This window comes from Marinobacter sp. LV10MA510-1 (assembly GCF_002563885.1).
Lineage (GTDB): Bacteria > Pseudomonadota > Gammaproteobacteria > Pseudomonadales > Oleiphilaceae > Marinobacter.
On record NZ_PDJA01000001.1, the window covers coordinates 1,637,637 to 1,660,768 of the forward strand.

At 50.5% G+C, this 23,132-nt stretch carries 24 protein-coding genes and 1 pseudogene; 2 read left to right on the plus strand and 23 right to left on the minus strand.

From position 1 onward, the window contains the following. Positions 1–48: 48 nt before the first annotated feature. The 4 genes from ATI45_RS07865 to ATI45_RS07880 all read right to left on the minus strand — a co-directional run bounded on the left by ATI45_RS07865 (position 49) and on the right by ATI45_RS07880 (position 2,646). Entirely contained in the window at positions 49–615 is a 567-nt protein-coding gene (locus tag ATI45_RS07865; protein ID WP_228735952.1) for a hypothetical protein, read from the minus strand. A 269-nt stretch (positions 616–884) separates the two neighbouring features. Continuing rightward, positions 885–1,226 (minus strand): type II toxin-antitoxin system PemK/MazF family toxin, encoded by a 342-nt coding sequence (locus tag ATI45_RS07870; RefSeq protein ID WP_098418999.1) that lies wholly within the window; start codon positions 1,224–1,226, stop codon positions 885–887. Beyond that, positions 1,217–1,423, minus strand: a complete 207-nt coding sequence (locus ATI45_RS07875; protein ID WP_007351631.1) for a hypothetical protein — start codon at positions 1,421–1,423, stop codon at positions 1,217–1,219. Before ATI45_RS07875 ends, ATI45_RS07870 begins: the two co-directional genes overlap by 10 nt. Positions 1,424–1,671: 248 nt before the next feature. Continuing rightward, positions 1,672–2,646 (minus strand): Rpn family recombination-promoting nuclease/putative transposase, encoded by a 975-nt coding sequence (locus tag ATI45_RS07880; protein WP_098419000.1) that lies wholly within the window; start codon positions 2,644–2,646, stop codon positions 1,672–1,674. A gap of 162 nt (positions 2,647–2,808) precedes the next feature. Between ATI45_RS07880 and ATI45_RS07885 the strand changes: the two genes are divergently transcribed. Together ATI45_RS07885 and ATI45_RS07890 are read left to right on the plus strand one after the other, a co-directional pair. Next, positions 2,809–3,087: a ribbon-helix-helix domain-containing protein gene (locus ATI45_RS07885; protein WP_098419001.1), complete on the plus strand. Its 279-nt coding sequence runs from the start codon at positions 2,809–2,811 to the stop codon at positions 3,085–3,087. Continuing rightward, positions 3,087–3,401 (plus strand): type II toxin-antitoxin system RelE/ParE family toxin, encoded by a 315-nt coding sequence (locus tag ATI45_RS07890; protein ID WP_098419002.1) that lies wholly within the window; start codon positions 3,087–3,089, stop codon positions 3,399–3,401. Before ATI45_RS07885 ends, ATI45_RS07890 begins: the two co-directional genes overlap by 1 nt. 118 nt (positions 3,402–3,519) lie before the next feature. Here ATI45_RS07890 and tviB read toward each other — a convergent pair whose 3' ends face one another. The 19 genes and pseudogenes from tviB to ATI45_RS21885 form a co-directional block, all read right to left on the minus strand. Continuing rightward, positions 3,520–4,782, minus strand: coding sequence for a Vi polysaccharide biosynthesis UDP-N-acetylglucosamine C-6 dehydrogenase TviB (gene tviB, locus ATI45_RS07895; RefSeq protein ID WP_098419003.1), 1,263 nt, complete (start codon positions 4,780–4,782; stop codon positions 3,520–3,522). A gap of 59 nt (positions 4,783–4,841) precedes the next feature. Beyond that, positions 4,842–5,864 carry an SDR family oxidoreductase gene (locus tag ATI45_RS07900; protein WP_098419004.1) on the minus strand — a complete coding sequence of 341 codons (1,023 nt, stop codon included), beginning with the start codon at positions 5,862–5,864 and terminating at the stop codon, positions 4,842–4,844. Positions 5,865–6,207: 343 nt separating this feature from the next. Next, on the minus strand, positions 6,208–6,612 hold the full coding sequence (locus tag ATI45_RS07910) for a hypothetical protein (RefSeq protein ID WP_098419005.1): 405 nt from the start codon (positions 6,610–6,612) through the stop codon (positions 6,208–6,210). Between the two features lie 170 nt (positions 6,613–6,782). Further along, a complete protein-coding gene (locus tag ATI45_RS07915; RefSeq protein WP_098419006.1) occupies positions 6,783–7,772 on the minus strand; it encodes an Rpn family recombination-promoting nuclease/putative transposase in 990 nt (329 codons plus the stop codon). 226 nt (positions 7,773–7,998) lie between these two features. Then, complete coding sequence (locus ATI45_RS22230; protein WP_179887979.1) at positions 7,999–8,154, minus strand: hypothetical protein; 156 nt, start codon at positions 8,152–8,154, stop codon at positions 7,999–8,001. A 44-nt stretch (positions 8,155–8,198) separates the two neighbouring features. After that, positions 8,199–9,164 carry a hypothetical protein gene (locus ATI45_RS07920; protein WP_098419007.1) on the minus strand — a complete coding sequence of 322 codons (966 nt, stop codon included), beginning with the start codon at positions 9,162–9,164 and terminating at the stop codon, positions 8,199–8,201. A gap of 232 nt (positions 9,165–9,396) precedes the next feature. Further along, positions 9,397–10,941 (minus strand): annotated as a pseudogene (locus tag ATI45_RS07930) (polysaccharide biosynthesis protein); the annotation flags it as partial. Further along, positions 10,920–11,066 carry a hypothetical protein gene (locus ATI45_RS22235; RefSeq protein ID WP_007351617.1) on the minus strand — a complete coding sequence of 49 codons (147 nt, stop codon included), beginning with the start codon at positions 11,064–11,066 and terminating at the stop codon, positions 10,920–10,922. The gene ATI45_RS22235 and the pseudogene ATI45_RS07930, both read right to left, overlap by 22 nt. Positions 11,067–11,183: 117 nt before the next feature. Then, positions 11,184–11,621, minus strand: a complete 438-nt coding sequence (locus ATI45_RS07935; RefSeq protein ID WP_098419008.1) for a hypothetical protein — start codon at positions 11,619–11,621, stop codon at positions 11,184–11,186. 142 nt (positions 11,622–11,763) lie between these two features. Continuing rightward, positions 11,764–13,737, minus strand: a complete 1,974-nt coding sequence (locus tag ATI45_RS07940) for a polysaccharide biosynthesis protein (RefSeq protein ID WP_098419009.1) — start codon at positions 13,735–13,737, stop codon at positions 11,764–11,766. Between the two features lie 35 nt (positions 13,738–13,772). Then, the gene (locus ATI45_RS07945; protein ID WP_098419010.1) at positions 13,773–14,330 is read right to left on the minus strand and encodes a sugar transferase; all 558 of its coding nucleotides are present in this window, start codon (positions 14,328–14,330) and stop codon (positions 13,773–13,775) included. Between the two features lie 4 nt (positions 14,331–14,334). Further along, on the minus strand, positions 14,335–15,279 hold the full coding sequence (locus ATI45_RS07950) for a UDP-glucose 4-epimerase family protein (RefSeq protein ID WP_098419011.1): 945 nt from the start codon (positions 15,277–15,279) through the stop codon (positions 14,335–14,337). Positions 15,280–15,290: 11 nt separating this feature from the next. Further along, positions 15,291–16,085, minus strand: coding sequence for a glycosyltransferase family 2 protein (locus ATI45_RS07955; RefSeq protein WP_098419012.1), 795 nt, complete (start codon positions 16,083–16,085; stop codon positions 15,291–15,293). Next, positions 16,072–17,478, minus strand: a complete 1,407-nt coding sequence (locus tag ATI45_RS07960; RefSeq protein ID WP_098419013.1) for a mannose-1-phosphate guanylyltransferase/mannose-6-phosphate isomerase — start codon at positions 17,476–17,478, stop codon at positions 16,072–16,074. Before ATI45_RS07960 ends, ATI45_RS07955 begins: the two co-directional genes overlap by 14 nt. 60 nt (positions 17,479–17,538) lie before the next feature. Further along, a complete protein-coding gene (fcl, locus tag ATI45_RS07965) occupies positions 17,539–18,504 on the minus strand; it encodes a GDP-L-fucose synthase (RefSeq protein ID WP_098421690.1) in 966 nt (321 codons plus the stop codon). 6 nt (positions 18,505–18,510) lie between these two features. Beyond that, a complete protein-coding gene (gene gmd / locus ATI45_RS07970) occupies positions 18,511–19,632 on the minus strand; it encodes a GDP-mannose 4,6-dehydratase (RefSeq protein WP_098419014.1) in 1,122 nt (373 codons plus the stop codon). Beyond that, positions 19,625–20,854, minus strand: coding sequence for a glycosyltransferase (locus ATI45_RS07975; protein ID WP_098419015.1), 1,230 nt, complete (start codon positions 20,852–20,854; stop codon positions 19,625–19,627). The genes gmd and ATI45_RS07975 overlap by 8 nt, the downstream gene beginning before the upstream one ends. A gap of 114 nt (positions 20,855–20,968) precedes the next feature. After that, complete coding sequence (locus ATI45_RS07980; RefSeq protein WP_098419016.1) at positions 20,969–21,820, minus strand: glycosyltransferase; 852 nt, start codon at positions 21,818–21,820, stop codon at positions 20,969–20,971. A 1,015-nt stretch (positions 21,821–22,835) separates the two neighbouring features. Beyond that, positions 22,836–23,123, minus strand: a complete 288-nt coding sequence (locus ATI45_RS21885) for a hypothetical protein (protein ID WP_143751146.1) — start codon at positions 23,121–23,123, stop codon at positions 22,836–22,838. Between the last annotated feature and the right edge of the window lie 9 nt (positions 23,124–23,132).

A 23,132-nucleotide genomic window follows, 5' to 3' on the forward strand; every position in this document is an offset into this window, starting at 1 on the left:
CTTTACTCCCTGGGGACAGATTTTAAATCTGTCCCTGCTTTTCTTCTATTAATGCTTGTCTTCAATTCGCAGCTTGACGATCTCGTCGACCGACAACCCCGTCGCTACCGCAATCTGATCGTTACTCAGCACGCCAAATGAAAGAAGATGACGAACGGTTTTACGTTTTTCTTCTAACGCGCGCCTATCACCCTCCTGACGACCCTCTTGGCGACCCTCTTGGCGACCCTCTTGGCGACCCTCAAGCCGCTCTTTCTTGACCAGATTCTCCAGATTTTCTGCCAACATATTTCTATCCTCCACCAAACTGCTCATCCGATCCAAATTAAGCCTGGCCTTGGGAGCCACCCTCTGTAAATGGCGCTTAATCCAACGAGTAACGATCTTGTCTACGCGATCTTTGTTCGGGTCAGCTTTGACAATTTCTACAATCCGATCCACCGCCTGCTGCAGGGCTTCCCAGCTATGGCCGGCGTTCTCAACCCCAAATATGCCACTTAACGGCGTTTGCTTGCTGATCAATTCTTCATCAGTGTAGCGCCCTTCGTCAATCAGGTAATAACGCAGATGCGGTTGGTACACTCGTAAGAACTCTGGTGGTGCCGGCTGAACCATGTCAGCCTAATTCCTCATCAGTGTAACGCCCCTCGTCAATCAGGTAATAGCGAAGGTGTGGTTGGCTGCTGCAGATCTAAACTGGGGACGGATTTCAAATCCGTCCCCTACTTTGCACCATCTCGTAAATGTCCTGATGGGCTGACCGGCGGAGAGTAAGTGCCTGTCCACGACAATATTTCCACGACTAATGATGAATATTGCACAGAAGGGCTTTGCGGGTTGCTGTGGAGGGCACTGGTAGATGAGATTGGTCATGGGCTGCCTGTTTATGAGCAGCACCCGAAAAAATGGCAAAAATCTTCGTGCAGCCGCTGAAACCGCACATCCGACAACTGACCATACTTTTTTACAATGACCTGCCGCGAAATAACAAACGTTTTACGAACCATGATCTTCGAACGCTTTGGCAAAGCTCCCAGCGCCATATCGGATGGCTCCAGAATAAATTCATCATCATGCAGCCGCAAAGTCTGACTGCTAACCGGTATGCCAACAAAGTCATCAAACGGCAGGTTATCTTTAAACACAATCACTGGCCGACGTTTGCTAGTCTGGAAGTCCGAAAAATAGAACTCACACAGCAACACCTCCCCTGGGGTCAGGTCCATACATCGTCCTCGGCCTCGTCTTGCCATTCCTCGATAGCGTTCGCTGAATGCCGGGAAAACGCCATTACCTCGGCATTCGCCTTTGACTCCCCGACCATCACAACCACTCGGGCATGGATATTTCTGAGACGAGCGTACTCCGGGGGAATTTTAACGACGCCATTCTGAATGTCAGCTTCAAACTCGATTGCGTACATACAAACCTCTTCTTGCCATGAGCAACAAAAAAATATGATAGCACGTAGAGGCTGATGGCCCCGTAGAATGTGCGGATAAACACAGTGTAGTTCTTCGACTACAAGGGCACGATGCAAAAATAAATACGGGTTTCTGACCAATATGAGTGCCTGTCCGCCATGCGTTTGACGTAAAGAACGCCGAGAAAGGAGGGGATGCCTGTCCATGCGCGGCGCGATGCGCGCGTCGTCTGACTATGGCAGAGTTATCAGTGTTTCTGCTCTTTACGAAGTACCTTGACCTCATCATCGGACAAGCCAGAAGCTGTCGCAATTTGAGCATCGGTCAGCAGACCCATCGCAATCAGGTTACGGGCAATTTGTTCAGCCTTCATGTGCTCACCTTCTTGGCGACCTTCTTGACGCCCTTCTTGACGCCCTGCCAGCATGCCTTCAAACCGTTCTTTCTTAACCAAGTTCTCCAAATTCTCTGCCAACATATCTCTGTCCTCCACCAAACTGTTGAGCTGATCCAGGTGTACTTCAGCCCCGAGTCGCTGCAAATGGCGCTTGAGCCAGCGGGTAATGATTCTGTCGGTACGATCCTTATTTGGGTCCGACTGTATGATCGCCACAACCCGATCCACCGCCTGCTGCAAAGCCTCCCAGCTGTGGCCGGCATTCTCGACGCCAAAGACCCCACTCAACGGTGTCTGGCGCAAGCCCAACTCTTCATCAGTATAACGTCCTTCATCCACCAGGTAATACCGCAAGTGTGGTTGATAGACACGCAAGAAAGCAGGAGGTTCCGGCTGCACCATCTCGTAAACATCCTGCTCTGCGGTCCAGCGCTGCGAACCATTGTAAAGCACGATAGGGAATACTGGCGGCAACCCACCTTTTGGTGTTGTCACCTTGTTCTTCAGCAGGTGGTCGTAGAAACAGGCCACATAGTGCATCAACCGGATTGGCATGGCGCGATCAACCCGGGATTGAAACTCCAGCAGAATATACAAATACACCTGCTGAGGCACGCCCTCCCGAGTGATCTCGACAGACCACACGACGTCTTCGAACTTCTCCTCGAACAGCGGGGTGATGTAATTGCCGCTGTGATTCTTGAGTGTACTGAAGTCCATCAGATCCGCAATCTCGAACGGGGCAAACCCTTCGATCAACTGCTGAACAAACTCCGGGTGGCTGAACAATTCCTTGTAACCGGTGTCGTGGTGATTCGTTGCCATGCGTCCTCCTGACTCAGCAAATTTTACTATACCACGCTCAGGATTTTCAGCAGGTGGAACTGGATGTTCTCGGGGACAGATTTAGAAATCTGTCCCTTGCAACCGTGATTATCTCCGCAGGATGGAGTAGGATTAAATCCTATCTTATGTGGGAGGCCCGTCATGCGTACCACTCAACAATTCAGCATTACTCTACCCAACCAGATGGCCGACGTAGTAAAAGCCAAGGTTGCCGCTGGCGAATACGCCACTGAAAGCGAAGTGATTCGCGATGGCTTGCGGGCGCTCCTGGCCCGTGACAGTGCCTTGGAGAACTGGCTCGTCGGTCAAGTAGCCCCTGCTTACGATGCATTGAAGGCTGACCCAACGCGCGCGCTCAATGTCGACCAAGTGCGCGCCCGGTTATCAGCAGAACACCAGAACTCCACTTCACAAACGTAATGGTGTACACCGTTGAGTTTACACCGGAAGCGATGGAACAGCTGGCGGTGCTCTATCGCTATATTGCCACGAAGGCTTCACCGGAAATTGCTAAACGCTATACAGACGCCATCGTAACCCACTGTGAAGATCTACAGACGTTTCCACATCGAGGAAACCAACGTGACGACATACGGCCCGGACTGCGAATCACAAACTACTGCAAGCGGGCCGTAATCGCATTTGCTGTGGATGACAAGCACGTTTTCATCTTGGGCGTTTTTTACGGCGGACAAGACTTCGAGGTTGCTTTGCAGTTTGAACTGGACGACTAGCCGTTTAGGACCTTATTCCCTGGGGACAGACTTAAAGTTTGTCCCCGCTTTACTTCAGCTTCCGCCTTCGGGACAGATTTCAAATCTGTCCCGGCTGTCCGCTTTACTGTACCTGCCATTAAAGCCGCAAGTCCGCCTCACCCAGGGGCAACACGCCTTTGAGGTCATACAGAATTCCCCCTTGTTTCATATAGCCTCGCAAATCACCCACACTCATCGCCGCATACTCCCGGTGCGGAACCGCCAGAACCACACCGTCATAACCGCCCTTTTCTGGCTGCGCCGTCAGGCTGACGCCGTATTCGTGCTCAGCTTGCGCGCTGTCGGCCCAACAATCGGTAATATCCACCTGGCAACCAAATTCCTTCAGTTCTTTCACCACGTCAATCACACGGGTGTTGCGCAGATCCGGGCAGTTCTCCTTGAACGCGAAGCCCATCACCAGCACACGAGCATTGGCGACGGTTTGGCCGGCCTTGATCATCGATTTCACCAACCCAGAGGCTACGTACGCGCCCATACCGTCGTTCACCCGTCGGCCCGCCAGGATAACCTCCGGGTGATAGCCAACTGCCTGCGCCTTATGAGTCAGGTAATAAGGATCCACACCGATGCAGTGGCCACCCACCAGGCCCGGCTTGAAGGGCATGAAGTTCCACTTGGTACCAGCTGCTGCCAGCACCTCATGCGTATCAATCCCCAACCGGGCAAAGAGCATCGCCAGCTCATTCATCAAGGCAATGTTCAAATCCCGCTGGGTGTTCTCGATCACCTTGGCCGCCTCCGCCACTCGAATGGAACTGGCTTTATGGGTGCCTGCAGTAACGATGCCCGCATACAGGGCATCCACTTCCCCGGCAATGGCGGGGGTAGAGCCGGAAGTGACCTTCATAATCGTGGTCACCCGATGTTCCTTATCCCCGGGATTGATTCGCTCCGGGCTGTAACCGGCGTAGAAATCCGCATTGAACTTAAGGCCAGACACCCGCTCCAGCACCGGCACACACACTTCCTCAGTGGCGCCAGGATAAACCGTGGATTCATAAATCACGATATCGCCAATTTTCAGCACCTTACCCACGCTCTCACTCGCCTTCACCAGCGGCGTAAGATCCGGCGTTTTGAAGTCATCTATCGGCGTAGGCACGGTTACAATGAATATCGTGCAATCGGAAATATCGTCCAAAGAATTGGAGAATGATAGCTGAGCTGCTGCAGCCATCTCCTCCGGAGAAACTTCGCACGTGAAGTCCTTACCATTTCTAAGCTCGGCAATGCGTTTGGTATTGATGTCGAAACCAACAACCTGGCGTTTCTCACCGAAAGCAACAGCCAGGGGCAGGCCAACATAACCAAGGCCAATGATTGCGATTTTTTTCATGGGGTCAGTCCATTAATTAACATGATTAGTGCTAACCAGCGTGAATTCAGCCGGTGAAATCAGCGTAAGTCACCAAGATACCACGGCATCGCCTTAGCAATACCCGCGCTAATTCGGTAGTCCGGCGCATACCCGAGCTTGTTAGCCGCCTTGCCAATATCTGCCTGAGAGTGACGTACATCCCCAGGCCGGAAATCACGGTAAACTGGCGGTTTCTCGTACACCACGCCATTCTCAGCCAAAGCACCTTTCAGCGAATTGAACAAGATATTAAGCGTAGTGCGATCCCCAACCGCCACGTTGTATACCTCATTCTTCGCAGCCTCATCCGCCGTCGCCGCCAGAATGTTGGCCTGAACCGCATTCTCAATGAAACAGAAATCCCGGCTGGTTTCCCCATCCCCATTGATGAACACATCCTCTCCACTCACCATGGCCGCTGTCCACTTAGGGATAACCGCCGCATAGGCGCCGTTGGGATCCTGGCGCTTACCGAACACATTGAAGTAGCGCAGGCCAATTGTCTTGAATCCGTAAGTTGTGGCGAAAACATCCGCATACAGCTCGTTCACGTACTTGGTCACCGCATAAGGCGACAGCGGTTTGCCAATATTCTCTTCAACCTTTGGCAGCGCCGGATGGTCGCCGTAGGTTGAACTGCTGGCAGCATAAGTGAAGCTCTTCACCTCTGCATCACGCGCAGCAACCAACATATTCAGGAAGCCCGAGATATTGGTCGCGTTCGTAGCAACAGGATCATTAATCGAGCGCGGCACCGAACCAAGAGCCGCCTGGTGCAGGACATAATCGACGCCCTCGCAAGCTTTCTGGCAATCTTGCGAGTTACAAATATCACCTTCAATGAAGGTGAATTGCGACCATTGCTCGGCGCCGACCAACGACTTTACTTCATCCAGATTGCGCTGGTGACCCGTTGCGAAATTATCGAGACCTACTACCTTTTGATTAAGCTTTAACAGATGCTCTAAAAGATTAGAGCCTATAAACCCCGCAACTCCCGTTACCAGCCACGTTGATGGAGTAGACGCGAGTTGTTCGCAAATTTTTTGATATCGAATCATAGATCTACCCTATTAAATGTCGTGTTGGCCTCATCCTCGGTGAAGGACGGCCATTGGGAAAAGGGCCCGTTCAGTATAGTAGCTCAGTAGAAGGATGAGAGCTTAATCTTCGGGACTGTTCCCACGGCGGTGATGAGGTAGTTATCAAGCACGAAGGACCATGCGCGGCAGGCGCATGCGTTCACATTGGGAGGACAGAGATTCTCGCCAGTATGGCCATATATGCCAGGGCTAGTGCCTGTCCATGACTTAAGCAAGCTCTGTCGTGCCATTGGATTATAAATGCAGCAAGGGCAACCCGTTGACTGCCCTTGTCATGTTCGTAACTCACATTGAGTTTCGGTCAGTGCTTGATCGCTGAACGCAACTGGCTGACCTCATCAATCGTTAAACCAGCAATCTCTGCGATCATCTGGTCATTCATTTCAGTACGGTTGATCAGGTTACGTGCGGTTTCCTGACGCCCTTCCTGACGTCCTTCAAGCCGTTCTTTCTTCACTAAATTCTCTAAATTGTCTGCCAACATATCTCTGTCCTCCACCAAACTGTTGAGCTGATCCAGGTGTACTTCAGCCCCGAATCGCTGCAAATGGCGCTTGAGCCAGCGGGTAATGATTCTGTCGGTACGATCCTTATTTGGGTCCGACTGTATGATCGCCACAACCCGATCCACCGCCTGCTGCAAAGCCTCCCAGCTGTGGCCGGCATTCTCGACGCCAAATATGCCACTTAACGGTGTCTGGCGCATCGAACGGGGCAAACCCTTCGATCAACTGCTGAACAAACTCCGGGTGGCTGAACAATTCCTTGTTGCCGGTTTCAAGAGCCGGCCGGGGACAGACTTAAAGTCTGTCCCCACTTTGGTGCTGGCTTTACTCCCTGGGGACAGATTTCAAATCTGTCCCTGCTTTTCTTCTATTAATGCTTGTCTTCAATTCGCAGCTTGTCGATCTCGTCGACCGACAACCCCGTCGCTACCGCAATCTGATCGTTACTCAGCACGCCAAATGACAGAAGATGACGAACGGTTTTACGTTTTTCTTCTAACGCGCGCCTATCGCCCTCCTGACGACCCTTCTGGCGACCCTCTTGGCGGCCCTCTTGGCGGCCCTCAAGCCGCTCTTTCTTGACCAGATTCTCCAGATTTTCTGCCAACATATTTCTATCCTCCACCAAACTGCTCATCCGATCCAAATTAAGCCTGGCCTTGGGAGCCACCCTCTGTAAATGGCGCTTAATCCAACGAGTAATGATCTTGTCTACACGATCTTTGTTCGGGTCAGCTTTGACAATTTCTACAATCCGATCCACCGCCTGCTGCAGGGCTTCCCAGCTATGGCCGGCGTTCTCAACCCCAAATATGCCACTTAACGGCGTTTGCTTGCTGATCAATTCTTCATCAGTGTAGCGCCCTTCGTCAATCAGGTAATAACGCAGATGCGGTTGGTACACTCGTAAGAACTCTGGTGGTGCCGGCTGAACCATGTCGTAAATGTCCTGACGAGCGGACCAGCGCTGAGAGCCGTTGTACAGCACCATCGGAAAAATTGGTGGTAGGCCTTGGCGCACCGTTGTTTCTCGGGTTTTCAACAAATGATCGTAAAAGCACGCCACGTAGTGCATCAGTCGCAGCGGCATGGTGCTGTCTATTTTGGACTGAAACTCAAGCAAGATGTAAAGAAACACCCGTTGAGTGATGCCCTCCCATGTCACCTCTACCGACCACACCACGTCTTCAAATTTTTCCTCGAACAACGGCGTGATGTAGTTACCACTATGGTTCTTGAGCGTGCTGAAGTTCATCAGCTGCGCAATCTCGATCGGCGCAAAGCCTTCCATCAATTGCTGAACAAACTCCGGGTGGCTGAACAATTCCTTGTAACCGGTGTCGTGGTGATTCGTTGCCATGCGTCCTCCTGACTCAGCAAATCTTATTATACCACGCTCAGGTTTTTCAGCAGGTTAAAGTCTGTCCCTGCTTTGGTATCTCTGGGACAGATTTCAAATCTGTCCCAGCTTCTCTTTTCCCGCCCTCGGGACAGATTTCAAATCTGTCCCGGCTTTATCGGCTGTCCCGGCCCCGCCTACCACAGGCTGCGGATTCAAATTCCACACCAAATCCTCAACACCCCCATTAGGCGAAAAACCCGTCGGTGATGATGGTTATGAAAGCCCGGTCGCTCATGTAGCGAATAACGGCGCGATACAACCCAAGGCGGACAAACACGCCCAGCGTAAACACCACAGTAAGCAGAGAAATCAGCAGCTGAGCCTTGTTTGGCTCCCACAAGGCCACGCCAAGGCGCAACGCAAAAGAGGGGCTAAGCTCTTTCGTTAATGCCGATTCAGTAATGACTCCAACGTATCCGAGGTCAATATAGCTTCCAGCCAGACCTCCAGTTCTGGAACACCGGCAGATTGAATTTGCGCTTCGGCCCAGCGGGGAAGCTCACCGAATTTCAGGCTGATCAGCTTTTTCAAAGCAGCGGCCTCACCTTGCTGCATGCCTTGTTGCATGCCTTGCTGCATGCCTTGTTGCATGCCTTGCTGCATGCCTTGTTGCATGCCTTGTTGCATGCCTTCCGCTCGTAACCGCTCACTCAAGGTGGCCATGGTGTTGCTCTCCTGCGGGTATTGCGCTTTATATTGTTCCATTTCATTATCATCCAAGGCTGAGTAGATGTCGATGAAGTCAATATACTTCAATTGCTTCTCGGGGTCTGGCTCCAGCGTGCTCAGACCCCGTACGGCGCGGGCGTAGACTTCCAGCTTCTGCTCCTCTTCCCATTTCATCAGGTTCAGACACAGCCGGGCGATCAAATTGCTGCTTTCCCAGTAGTCCTCGGCATTCAATTCCTGCAGGGCACAGCGAATGTAGTGGAATCTCAGGTACTCATGGCAGTCACCACCCAAATTCAGTTGAACAGGTTCGCTGCCGCGAGTGTTCAGGAAAATCACCACTGGCACCACCCGACTGGTCTTACAGAGTTCCGACAAATCCAGGCAATAATGGGCCAGGCGGTGTATCGAAAAGCGGTCGGGGTCGGTTTCCTCCTCAAGCACGAACAATAGCGCTTCACGCTCACCGCCCGGCCATTCCACCATCAACGGGACATCCAGCTCGCGAAAACGCTCACCAAACCGCTCTTTTAACTGCTCTTGGCGCAAGGGAACAACCCGTGCTTTCGGGCCAATGTGCCTGGCTTCTTCCGGGCTGAAAAGCTCAATGGCTTGCCGTGGATAATCGATGATAAGGTTCTTGAAATTCTGGTCGTGGCTCACTCGCTTGGGTCCATCCATACCTTTCGTCCATTTATTGTATTTAAACAGTAATTTAGTGAACCAACTGAGCGGGGTCAAGCCGAAAGAGAGAGCGCTTAGTCCCTGCCATTGCTCCTGGGGACGGTATTTTCTCATTGGGATAACCTCGTGCTGGGAAATGTAAGGTTACTGTAGAAAGAAATTCACCGGGGTGGCAGGACGTCTTGGAATGAACGGTTACTGCCATGCATGTTTCCATCTTGGGCGTTTTTTACGGCGGACAAGACTTCGAGGTTGCTTTGCAGTTTGAACTGGACGACCAGCCGTTCAGGACCTTATTCCCTGGGGACAGACTTAAAGTCTGTCCCCGCTTTACTTCAGCTTCCGCCTTCGGGACAGATTTTAAATCTGTCCCGGCTTTACCGGCTGTACCGGCTTTATCGGCCACCAACGGCCGCGGATTCAAATTCCACACCAAATCCCCAACACCCCCATTAGGCGCAAAACCCGTCGGTGCCGTTTTAAGAACAGACAGCGCACCCTCACAATCAAACGTATGGCTGGCGCGTTGCAGTTGCTTGATGGTGTCGGCTACCTCGGGCCAGGTCATACACACTTCACGGGCCATCATAATGCGCGGGTGTGCAGTGCCTTGGGGGTCGTCACCAATCAACAGCTCTTCAAACAGTTTCTCACCGGGGCGCAAGCCACTGAACACCAGTTCTATCTCGCCATCCGGCTGCTCGGCGGTTCTTTCACGGCGGCCCATCAAGTGCATCATCTTGCGAGCCAAATCGGCAATTTTCACCGGCTCGCCCATATCCAGCACAAACACCTCGCCACCCTGGCCCATACTGCCGGCCTGCAGCACCAGTTGGCTGGCTTCGGGGATGGTCATGAAATAGCGAATAATGTCCGGGTGGGTAACCGTCACCGGGCCCCCGCTGCTAATCTGATCCCGAAACAAAGGCACCACAGAGCCCGATGAGCCCAGCACATTACCAAAACGCACCATAGAGAAAACCGTGTCGCTCTGGCGCTGGGCCAGCCCCTGCAACACCAACTCCGCCATGCGCTTACTGGCACCCATCACGTTGGTGGGCCTTACCGCCTTATCGGTAGAAATCAGCACAAACAACTCAACGCCGGCCGCAACAGCCGCCTCGGCCGTGTGCAATGTTCCAAATACGTTATTCTGCACGCCTTCAATCACGTTGTGCTCTACCAGCGGCACATGCTTGTACGCCGCCGCGTGATATACCGTTTGCACCCCAAACGAGCGCATTACCGCTTCGCAGCGCCGACGGTGCACCACACTGCCCAACAATGGGTGAACACACACATTCAGACCTTCCGCGAGATTAATCTGCTGAAGCTCGCGCTCAATGGCGTACAGGGCAAATTCTGATTGCTCGAACAGCACCAGACATTTGGGCTGATGGCGGATAATCTGCCGGCACAACTCAGAACCAATTGAACCACCGGCGCCGGTGACCATTACCGAACGATCGAACAGCGACGATGCCACCTGAGCGTTGTCTGGCCGCACCGGATCACGCCCCAGCAGGTCTTCAATTTCCAAATCGCGAATGTCGTTAATGCGCGCCTGACCGGCGATTACTTCACTGAACGACGGAACGGTTTGTACCGGCAACTCCAGCTTTTCCAGCTGCGTCAGCAACTCGCGACGGTTCACGTCCATATCCGCGTCCACCGCCAACAGCAAGCGCTCAACACGCAGACTGCTCACCGCCTCTTCCAAGTGGCTCAACGCAAACGCCGGCAAACCCACAATCAAGGTTTTGTGGTTAGTGGGTCTGCGCCCTGAAACAAGCCGCAGTCAATCAGAATACCGGAGGAGGGATACGATCGGTTAGAAGGGATAATGCTCAGCTCGTGGCAGGAGCCAGAAACGGCGCCGTGGTGGGAAATATTGATCATAACAACCTCCTTGTTGCCGGTTTCAGAAGCCGGCCAGGGACAGACTTCAAGTCTGTCCCTGGCTGTCCGCTTTATTCCCTGAGGACAGATTTTAAATCTGTCCCCGCTTTTCTTCTGTTAATGCTTGTCTTCAATGCGCAGCTTGACGATCTCGTCAACCGATAACCCCGTCGCTGCCGCAATCTGATCGTTACTGAGCACGCCAAATGAAAGAAGATGACGAACGGTTTTACGTTTTTCTTCTAATGCGCGCCAATCGCCCTCCTGACGCCCTTCCTGACGTCCTTCAAGCCGTTCTTTCTTCACTAAATTCTCTAAATTGTCTGCCAACATATCTCTGTCCTCCACCAAACTGTTGAGCTGATCCAGGTGTACTTCAGCTCCAAGTCGCTGCAAATGGCGTTTGAGCCAGCGGGTAATGATTCTGTCGGTACGATCCTTGTTTGGGTCCGACTGTATGATCGCCACAACCCGATCCACTGCCTGCTGCAAAGATTCCCAGCTGTGGCCAGCGTTCTCGACACCAAAAACCCCACTCAACGGTGTTTGGCGCATCGAACGGGGTAAACCCTTCGATCAACTGCTGAACAAACTCCGGGTGGCTGAACAATTCCTTGTTGCCGGTTTCAAGAGCCGGCCGGGGACAGATTTATAAATCTGTCCCCGCTTTACTTCGGCTTCCTCCTTGGGACAGATTTCAAATCTGTCCCAGCTTCTCTTTTCCCGCCCTCGGGACAGATTTTAAATCTGTCCCTGCTTTACCGGCTTTATCGCCTACCAACGGCCGCGGGTTCAAATTCCACACCAAATCCCCAACACCCCCATTAGGCGCAAAACCCGTCGGTGCCGCTTTAAGAACAGACAGCGCACCCTCACAATCAAACGTATGGCTGGCGCGTTGCAGTTGCTTGATAGTGTCCGCAACCTCTGGCCAGGTCATACACACTTCGCGGGCCATCATAATGCGCGGGTGTGCCGTGCCTTGGGGATCATCACCAATCAGCAGTTCTTCGAATAGTTTCTCACCAGGACGCAAACCACTGAACACCAATTCAATCTCGCCATCCGGCTGCTCGGCGGTTCTTTCACGGCGACCCATTAAGTGCATCATCTTGCGAGCCAAATCGGCAATTTTCACCGGCTCGCCCATATCCAGCACAAACACCTCGCCACCCTCACCCATGCTACCGGCCTGCAGCACCAGCTGGCTGGCTTCGGGGATGGTCATGAAATAGCGAATAATGTCCGGATGAGTCACCGTAACCGGCCCACCGCTGCTTATCTGGTCGCGGAACAAAGGCACCACAGAACCCGACGAACCCAGCACATTGCCAAAACGCACCATCGAGAACACCGTATCGCTCTGGCGCTGGGCCAAGCCCTGCAATACCAGCTCTGCCATGCGCTTACTGGCGCCCATCACATTGGTCGGGCGCACCGCTTTGTCGGTTGAAATCAGCACAAAACGCTCAACACCCGCCGCCACCGCCGCCTCTGCGGTATGCAGCGTACCAAACACGTTATTCTGCACGCCCTCAATCACATTGTGCTCAACCAGGGGCACATGCTTGTAAGCCGCCGCGTGATACACCGTTTGTACCCCAAACGAAAGCATTACCGCTTCACAACGGCGGCGGTGCACCACACTGCCCAACAGCGGGTGAACACACACATTCAAACCTTCCGCAGCGTTAATCTGCTGAAGTTCGCGCTCAATGGCGTACAGGGCAAACTCGGACTGCTCAAACAACACCAGGCATTTCGGCTGGTGGCGAATAATCTGCCGGCACAATTCCGAACCAATGGAGCCACCGGCGCCGGTCACCATCACCGCACGGCCAAACAGCGACGACGCCACCTGGGCGCTGTCTGATCGCACCGGATCACGCCCCAAAAGGTCCTCAATCTCAAGATCACGAATGTCATTAATGCGCGCCTGGCCGGCAATCACTTCGCTAAACGACGGCACGGTTTGTACCGGCAACTCCAGCTTTTCCAACTGCGTCAGCAACTCGCGACGATTTACATCCATGTCTGCATCCACCGCCAACAGCAAGCGCTCAACACGGAGGCTGCGCACCGCGTCTTTTAAATGGCTCAACGCAAACGCTGGCAAACCCACCACCAAGGTTTTGTGGTTGGCGGGTATCAGACTGATGAACATGACAGGGTGGTATTCGTCACCCTGCTGTAACGCTTTGGCCAACTGAACACCGGTTTGACCGGCACCTATAATCGCCACGCGCTCTTTGTCGCGCCCGGAAGAGTATTGCACCAACATGCGCATACTCATGCGGCTACCACCTACAAAAATAAGCGCCAGCGCAGAGTAGATTAGCGGAACAGAACGGGGAACAAACACATTCAAGCTGTAGCTAAGTAACACCAGCAACAGCGTCGAGGCAGCAACGCCGGTGATGATGGTTATAAAAGCCCGGTCACTCATGTAGCGAATAACAGCACGATATAAACCAAGCCGGACGAACACACCCAGCGTAAACACAACAGTAAGCAGAGAAATCAGCAACTGAGCTCTGTTTGGTTCCCACAAAGCCACGTCCAGGCGCAACGCAAAAGACGCCCAGAGCGCAAAAGAAAGCGCGATAAAATCCACAAACAGGGAGATTACGCGCTTTTTAAAGCGGGATAATTGAAGAAATGCATTAAACATAGCGACCTCTTGCCTTCCTGGCGAACGTGCCAAAACTACTCTCGACCAGGAATACGATCACCAGAGCCCTTCCCGGAGACCGTCATGAAAATGTACTTGAAGTACGCCGGCACCGTCAGATTCACCAGCATCTTGGCATCCGTTGTTGCTAGAAGCTCAGGCGTCGACATATCAATATCGTTCACCTGCGCCAAACCGGTAACCCCCGGCCGCGCCGCTAACACCCCACGCTGTTCCCGCTGCTGAATCAGCTCTTCCTGATTAAACAAACAGGGGCGCGGCCCAACAAGACTCATCTCGCCTTTCAGCACGTTCCAAAGCTGCGGCAACTCATCCAACTTGGTTCGGCGCAAAAACTGCCCAAACCTGGTGATGGAAGAACTGCTCGCCAAGTGACTGGCCACCGACGCTGTGTCTACAGACATAGTGCGAAACTTCACCAAAGTAAACGGCTTTTTATCCCGCCCCACCCGCTCCTGCCGAAAAACAGGGGAGCCGGTGTCAAACAAGCCAATAACGCAAAGCGCCAGCAACACCGGGAAACCAAACACCAGGCCGAGTAACGAAAACACAAAATCCAAGGTACGAATCACAAAATCAATCCTGCTGATTGGGAAAACAACGCTGAAGGCCCTGCTTTACAGTAAGAGGAGGCGTCCAGTTTAAACACTTTCGGGTGTGGCTGATATCAACCTGAAGAGATCCTAACAAACGCTGAGCCATAGCTTTTTTTCCCAGCAAGGTGGCACCAAATTGTAGCAAGCCCGCAGGAACCGGAATAAGCCGTGAAGGCTTACCCATCGCCTCGGCAACGCCTTGAAGCAATTGGGTTGTGGACAGGTCCTCACCGTCACTCACCAGAAACGTCTCATTTGCTGCACCGGGGTGATCGATGCAGGTGATGATCAAGTCCACAAGATTGTCCAGAGCGACAAGCGAACGCTTGTTATGCACCGCACCCAGCGGCAACGGCAGGCCTTTGCCAACCAGCTTGATCATGCTGGCAAAGTTGCCTTTTACACCCGGGCCATACACCAGAGGCGGGCGAATGACGACGACTTCCATCCCAGTCTCGGCCGCTATCTGGCGTAAACCCTGCTCTGCCTCATGCTTGGAGATACCGTAGAAATCTTCGGGTGATGGTACATCATCCGCAAAAAATGGCTGGCCTATGGCGGTTTGCTCGCCGCTCACTTTGATCGAACTGATAAAGATAAACCGTCTTATCCCTGCAGCCCCGGCTTGGCGAGCAAGATTGAGGGTTCCTTCAACGTTTACTTTGCGGTATTCCGCCAGTGAGTCCGCCACCTCTTCTTTCATGATGTGGACCCGAGCGGCTGCATGAATAACGACTTCTTGGCTCTTCAGGGCTGCAGACCAATCCGTGCAGGCGTCCAGGCTACCCATAACGACCTCACACTTATCGCCTGCGGGTAACGCCCTCCTTACAATATAGGTCAGGTTCAAGTCGCCTTGCCGATCAATCTGATCCGCAAGACGGGCACCTAAAAAACCGGTCGCGCCAGTTAGCACAATATTCACAAGTATTTTCCCTAATCCTTGACGCGCTTGGGGAGCCTCAAGAGTTCTAAGCACTTGAAGGGAATCTTGGTAAGCACGAGCATCAAATTGGTGTACAGACCGTTCTCCTTGCAGGCACGAACAATTTCCTTATTGAGAATCAAACTGCTTTTCAAACCGCCAGTGCTAACCCCCCCTGCCCGCATCCTTACAATCACTCGGTCTACCCAAATATACTTCAGCTTCGCCTTGCTAAGCCAACGCACAAACATCTCGTAATCAGCCGAGATTTTCATGTCCAGCCGATATTTTCCATGCTTTTCATAAACAGCTTTGGTCACAAAAGTGGCTGGATGAGGCGGCATCCAACCAAAACGCAATTTCCAGGGCCGAAAATGTCCGGCACGGTAAAAGCGGGTGATCGTGTCGAGATCCTCAGAATTAACAAAAACCACATCACCAAAAAGAATGTCGAGATCGGGGTCACTGAGAAAAACCGCGACCGCCACTTCGATAACATTCGTACTTTCATAGAAATCATCAGAATTCAAAATGCCAATGATATCGCCGCTGGCCATACCAATGCCCTTGTTCATTGCGTCGTAAAGGCCCTTGTCTGACTCACTGACAACAGGCCCCAGCCATTCCCGGTACTCTGTAACAATGTCCATGGTGCGATCAGACGAACCACCGTCCACGATTATATGTTCTATATTTTCATAGTTTTGTGACCGCACGGAATCCAGCGTGTCACGAATTGTACTTTCACTATTAAAGCACACCGTGATAATCGAGACCTTAAGCTTATTCGAGCTAAGCGCGGCCATACTGATCTTTCAACCTCACTATGTCATCTTCTCCAAGATAGGAACCTGACTGAACCTCAATGAGCTCCAACGGAATCACACCTGGGTTCTCCAGGCAGTGCACCTGCCCTATCGGGATGTACGTGGACTGATTTTCGGTAACCAAAAACTGATCCTCTCCATTCGTCACCATCGCAGTCCCGCTAACAACGATCCAATGCTCGGCACGATGATGATGTAGCTGGACCGACAGCTTCGCTCCGGGTTTGACCGTGATTCGCTTGACCTGATAGCGATTACCGTTATCAATGGAATCGTAGATACCCCAGGGCCGATAAACTTCGCGGTGGTTCATATGCTCATGGCGACCGTCGTTTTTAAGGGCTTCCACTATTTTTTTCACTTCCTGCACCCGGTCTTTGTGTGCCACTAATACTGCATCCTTGGTTTCTACCACTACCAGGTTATCCACACCCAATGTTGCAACCAGTTTATGCTCCGCGTGGATGAGGCTGTTATGGGTCTCCAGTGCCAACACATCGCCCTTGCAAACATTGCCCTGTTCATCTTTATCGCCAATTTCCCACAAGGCCGACCAAGAGCCGATATCACTCCAACCCGCATCCAAAGGAACTACAACGCCCTCCTGAGTTTTCTCCATTACTGCGTAATCGATGGAATCTTCGGGGCACTGGGCGAAAGTGGCAGCATCAACTCGTATAAAATCCAAATCCTTATGAGCTTCCTCCAGTGACTTTTCGCAAACGTCGAGAATATCTGGGCGAAACTCAGCCAACTCCCTCAGGTACACGCTAGCTTTGAACATGAACATGCCGCTGTTCCAGTAGTAGTCGCCACCAGCCAAATAGCCCTGAGCGGTTACCAGGTCTGGCTTTTCCACAAATCCAGCGACTCGGTAGCTACCGTTACCCAACTCTTCACCGCGTTGTATATACCCGTATCCGGTTTCTGCATGTTTTGGCACAATACCGAATGTTACGAGCTTACCTTGCCCCGCCAATTTTTTTGCCTGCATTACGGCTTGCCGGAAAACCTCTTGGTTTTCAATGTAATGATCAGCGGCGAGAACCAGCAACAGGGGGTCGTGCCCATCCATTCTGGCCTTGATCGCTGCCAGCGCTATTGCGGGTGCGGTGTTACGCCCAACCGGCTCCAGAAAAATATCGGCATTAGTTATCCTGGACTGCCGAAGCTGTTCCGCCACTATAAAGCGGTGCTCCTCATTGCAGATGATTACCGGCACGGCGACATCTAAGCCCTCAAGCCGTGCCAGAGTCTGCTGCAATAATGTGAAATCTCCACAAAGTTTCAAAAACTGTTTGGGGTTAAGCTGCCGGGATAGGGGCCAAAGCCGAGAGCCTTTACCTCCGGCCATCACTACAGGGGTAAGCATGTTCGCTCCTTTGGTGAACTACTTGATGATGTCTTCGCAGCAGCGGAAACCGAGAGGGCTTTAACCTCTCAGCACTCCCTGATTTGCGACAAACCAGCTATACGTTTGCTGAAGCCCAGATTCCAGCGAAATGCTCGCTTGCCACCCAAGCGCCCGCAACCGCGAAACATCCATCAATTTACGCGGCGTACCGTCAGGTTTGCTGGCGTCGAACGCCAACTCCCCGTCAAAGCCAATCACACGCTTCATGGTTTCAGCCAATTCGCGAATCGTACAGTCCACGCCGGTGCCCACATTGATATGTGAAAGCATGGGCTGAGTATTGGCCTCGTACGTATCGTTGTTCAGGCCCATCACATACACACTAGCGGCAGCCATGTCGTCTACATGCAGGAATTCACGCATAGGCTTGCCGCTTCCCCATACCAACACTTCATCAGCTCCGGCGCATTTCGCTTCATGAAAACGGCGCATCATGGCTGGGATTACGTGGCTATTTTCTGGGTGAAAATTGTCATTCAAGCCATAAAGATTAGTGGGCATTACGCTTCTGTAGTCACGGCCGTATTGGCGATTGTAGCCCTCGCACAGTTTGATGCCGGCGATTTTAGCTATGGCGTAAGATTCGTTGGTGGGCTCAAGCGCTCCCGTTAGCAAGGCCTCTTCTTTCATGGGCTGTTCGGCCATCTTTGGGTAAATGCACGAAGAGCCGAGGAACAGCAATTTCTGAACGCCAACTAGATGGGCAGCGTGAATAATATTGGCTTCGATTATTAGGTTTTCGTAGATAAAGTCCGCTGGATAGGTGCTGTTAGCATGTATGCCACCTACTTTTGCTGCAGCGAGATAAACCTGGTCAATGTGTTCCTGCCGGAAAAACTGCTGCACCGCTGCTTGGTCCAGTAAGTTCAATTCGGACCTACTACGGGTAATCAGTTCAACGTCAGAGTTGTTCTGCAGTTGTCGTACCAGCGCGGAACCCACCATACCTTTGTGCCCTGCTACCAATATGCGTTGCTTAGCCATAACCAATTAATTCTCCACTGAAACCGGAACTGCGAAACCATGTTGCTTGAGCAGCGCGTGGCGTTTGGCGATTTTCAAATCGTTTGCCACCATTTCCGAACACATTTCTTGTACAGTGATTTCTGGAGTCCAGCCCAGCTTTTCTTTCGCTTTGGTAGGATCGCCTAATAAAGTTTCCACTTCAGCCGGACGGAAATAGCGCGGGTCCACTCGAACAACAATATCTCCAACCTTCAACGCCGGAGTGCTATCGCCCGCAATGGCTTCAATCACTGCCACCTCATCAACGCCCTGCCCCTCAAAACGCAGCATCAGACCCAGCTCCTTAGCCGACCATTCAATAAACTGGCGAACGGAATACTGAACTCCGGTGGCAATCACAAAATCTTCCGGGTGCTCCTGCTGCAACATCATCCATTGCATGCGTACGTAATCTTTAGCGTGACCCCAGTCGCGCAGCGCGTCCATGTTGCCCATGTACAAACAGTCTTCAAGACCCTGAGCAATGTTGGCCAAACCACGAGTAATCTTGCGGGTAACAAAGGTCTCACCGCGCCGAGGAGATTCGTGGTTGAACAGCAGGCCATTACAAGCGTACATACCGTATGCCTCACGGTAATTCACCGTAATCCAGTAAGCGTAAAGCTTGGCTACCGCATAAGGCGAGCGCGGGTAGAACGGCGTAGTCTCTTTTTGCGGTGTTTCTTGTACCAGTCCGTAAAGCTCTGACGTCGAGGCTTGATAAAATTTTGTTTTCTTTTCCAACCCCAACAGGCGAATAGCTTCCAGCAACCGCAAGGTGCCCATCGCATCCACATCGGCAGTGTATTCCGGAGATTCGAACGACACCGCTACGTGGGACTGAGCGCCTAAGTTGTAGACTTCATCGGGCTGGACTTCCTGCAAAATACGGGTGAGGTTAGAGGAGTCTGTAAGATCGCCGTAGTGAAGAACGAAATTCTGGTGCTTTACGTGAGGATCTTGATAAATATGATCCACACGCTGAGTGTTAAACGATGAGGCACGGCGTTTGATGCCATGAACTTCATAACCCTTCTCGAGCAAGAATTCAGCGAGGTAAGAGCCATCTTGGCCAGTCACACCTGTAATCAACGCTTTTTTAGTCATACATTAAGTCCTTATCATTCACGAGTTCTTTATAAACTTGTATATATTCCTGGAACCGATCCCACTTATTAAAATTCTTTACTGCGTGAGCTCGACACTCCTCGGCAACAACCTCAGCGTCTAACACATAAAAGGACCGCGCCGCCTTAAGTGCGCCCAGAGCAGTTGGTGAACAAACCGAACCATAACGAAAATTAATCGTCTCTGGACTTCCTCCGGTAGGAAACGTCACTACAGGCAGCCCACAAGCCAATGCCTCCAGATTCGTAGTGGGAAAGGTATCTTCAAACGTAGGGTTTACAAAAACGTTGGCCAAAGAATACAGCTTAGCCAAGGCAGCTAAATCATCGACACGATCTATCAGCACAACGTTTTCAGAAAAAGTTTGTCTAAGGTGCTTCGACATTTTGCCAACGAGCACCAGGCGTTCACCAGCATGCAATAGGTGAGATAGCTCAGCAAAAACCTCAACACCTTTCTTTTTATTCCAGATACTCGCCACACCAAGGATTATTTTCTTACCATCTTTTGTTAAATCACCAAAAAACGTAGCACCCGGAATACGATTGAATACTTCAAGATCCACGCCATTGTTAATAACCAGATTTTGGTAGTCTTTAAGAAACGATTGATCGATGTGATTTTTCAGCCATTGAGAAGGCGCTACTATTCTGCATTTCGACAGACTGGTGAAGCTGCTACGTTTCTTCTCATAATTGGCTCGAGACCTGTCCAAAAATGTAGCAGGATATTCTCGAGTCTGTGGGCAGCTCCCACAGCCTATTTTCCATCTATCACAGCCCACATACTCAAAGTGAGCACAGTGCCCTGTGAAAGGCCAACAATCATGGAGCGTCCAGACCAAAGGAAGTGACTGCTCTTTCAGATAGTTGAAAAACAACGGGAAATTAAGATAATACCCGTGGGCATTGTGAAGATGAACCACGTCAGGCTCAAATTGGGTAAGCAGCTTAATTAACCGATGTGTGGCGCGTAAAGAAAGAAGTCCTTGGGCATCAAAAAGCCTTGAACCAGCTCCATGAATAAGAACACCAAGCTCATCGGAAAACTTCATCATCGACTCGTCGTCAGGCTGTCTCCCCCGCCCGTAAAATACAAAGCTAGAATGGCCTGCATCATGTATCGTTCTGTGGATATCGGCTACAATACGCCCTGCACCACCACGATCAACTACTGTATTAATAAGAGCAATTTTCAACATCACATCTTCTTAATTGGTTTAGTAAAAAACTTCATTGATACCTATTATCACTAGCTTACAAAAATGGTGTATACCAAAAACTAATATCCAGCTATTATTCTATGAACCCAAGATTCAAAAAATTTTATTGAAGGTAATGTTTATATATTTTTTAGTCATGCTAAGAATTATCCTAAAATTCATAGGATTAAAAAAATAAAACCAGCGGATATCGCCAGCAACTCCGTTACTAATTATGTATTTTCGCAAACAAAAACTATTTCTTATAGCCCGCTGACTCTCATCAACATGCTTTTTCTCAAGCATACAAAAGGAAAAAACTCTTCTTTCCCAATTATCTGTTATTCTTTCAGCGCCATGAGCAGTGTCAACATTATATGAATTCGAGACAATCATCTTAGCCGGCCCAAATTCTTTAACCAACCTAAGCCAAGTATCATAATCTTGGAGTGCCGGGAACCTCTCATCAAAACCATCAATTTTTTTCAGCTTCCAAGTTTCTGTAAAAACTTGGTTTCCAATAATGTTAAAATATAAAAGCTGCTGAAAATGAACGCGCTTTGCAAGATAACAAACTGGAGAAAAAACCAGATCTTTCCAGTTGTACCGTCTTGAAAAAACGCAAGAAACTGATGGTACATACTTACTAAACAAGAGCTCAATATGGTTGAACTCAATATAATCATCATCATCTAAACCAGTGATATATTTTCCAGTAGCATTCTCTATAGCTGTATTTCTTGATGCAGGTGCTCCCTTCGGACCATTCTTTTCTAAAACACGAACCCTAGAATCTTCAGAAGTCAACTTTTCGAGGTACGATGTTGTACCATCATCTGAGCCGTCGTCTACAATCAATAACTCGATATTCTCATATGATTGCTCAAGAACCGATGAGACAGCTCTTTTTAAAAGGTCAACTCTGTTAAAGGTTGGCAAATAAACACTAACTAAATCGCAATTCACTCATACACCTATAGTCTTTAATTTAAGTTTCAAGTGCGACACCAATCGCATCTGAACTTCCTGGGCATTTGCCTCGAAAAACGCACGCCGGTGTGCGATGGCCAAGCCGCTTTCTTGGCTGGTTGTTTAGTATGTTCGCGACTCGCCTAATTGTCTTTCTGAGCGCTTCGGCTACGTCGGCCTCTTCAAAGAAGTATTGCCTCATTACGCCGTTCGCATTCTCGCGTGGGCCTCACTGACTGGATCGGTAAAGATCACAGAAATACGAAGCCAGCGCCAGCGTTTGACTAAACGTCTGATGGTTCGCAAACTCAGAACCGTTGTCCAATGCCAGCGTATGTACTACCCCTCTGGTAAACTTTAATTCACGGATTATGACATCTATAACTAAGTGGGCTTTCAGTTTCAGTACGCAGCCTACAAAGATACAGGAATCGCGATCCTTTCAATTAGGGAAGTCGCACTAGAATCCTTGTGACCGAGACGGAAATTGCCTGCCACCGACTGCTGTTCTAACCGGATAAATCGAATTATAAATCTACTAATTACTGATTTAGACAGTTTTAGATCACCTTATAAAGGTGGCTATCTAATCTAGATTCAATTCGTACTTATTTTATTTTATCACCCAATGCATCATTGCGATGGTACTCTTTGGTAAGCTTTGAATGTTTTTTTTGCGTCGATAAGGCGACAATTAGCTTTCTAGTTTCGTTTCGCAGTCTCTCTCGCCTCGATTGCAAAAAAACTTCCTGACCGATAGTTTAGTTACGACAGTTCAGCACTTGTGTAATCGATTGCAGGCCCTAACCTACACTCAAGAAGGCCGAAATCTAGTATCATAATGCCTTGGTCAGCCGTAAGCACCTAACATCTTCTTCGCTTTGGTCTTTGGCCTTTGGTCTTTGGTCTTTGGTCGGTAAAGCAATAGGTCAGCTTTCTATTCGCTACTTAGTTGACCCAAAGTGCTGCACTTATTCTATAATTCTTAAGTTTGATACTTCCTTTAAATTACTCAAATATTTTGATAAACAGTACGTCTTTTACAGTTGTCCTTGTAAACCCATAAAGCCATGAGTGCAGGAACTAAAGGAAAACCTACAGGGATGGCTGCTAACAAGAACACGGCTAAAACCACTAGCTCAAGTAGTCTAGTTAGACTTCCGTTATAAAGAGATTTGAATAATACAACCAGCATCAATATTCCAAATACTCCTAGCTGATAAGACCAATCTCCTAGCCAACTCATAATTTTATTTGAGCCAGTTGAGTACCAAAAAATGCCGCCGTAATATTCATTCAAGGTCAATCG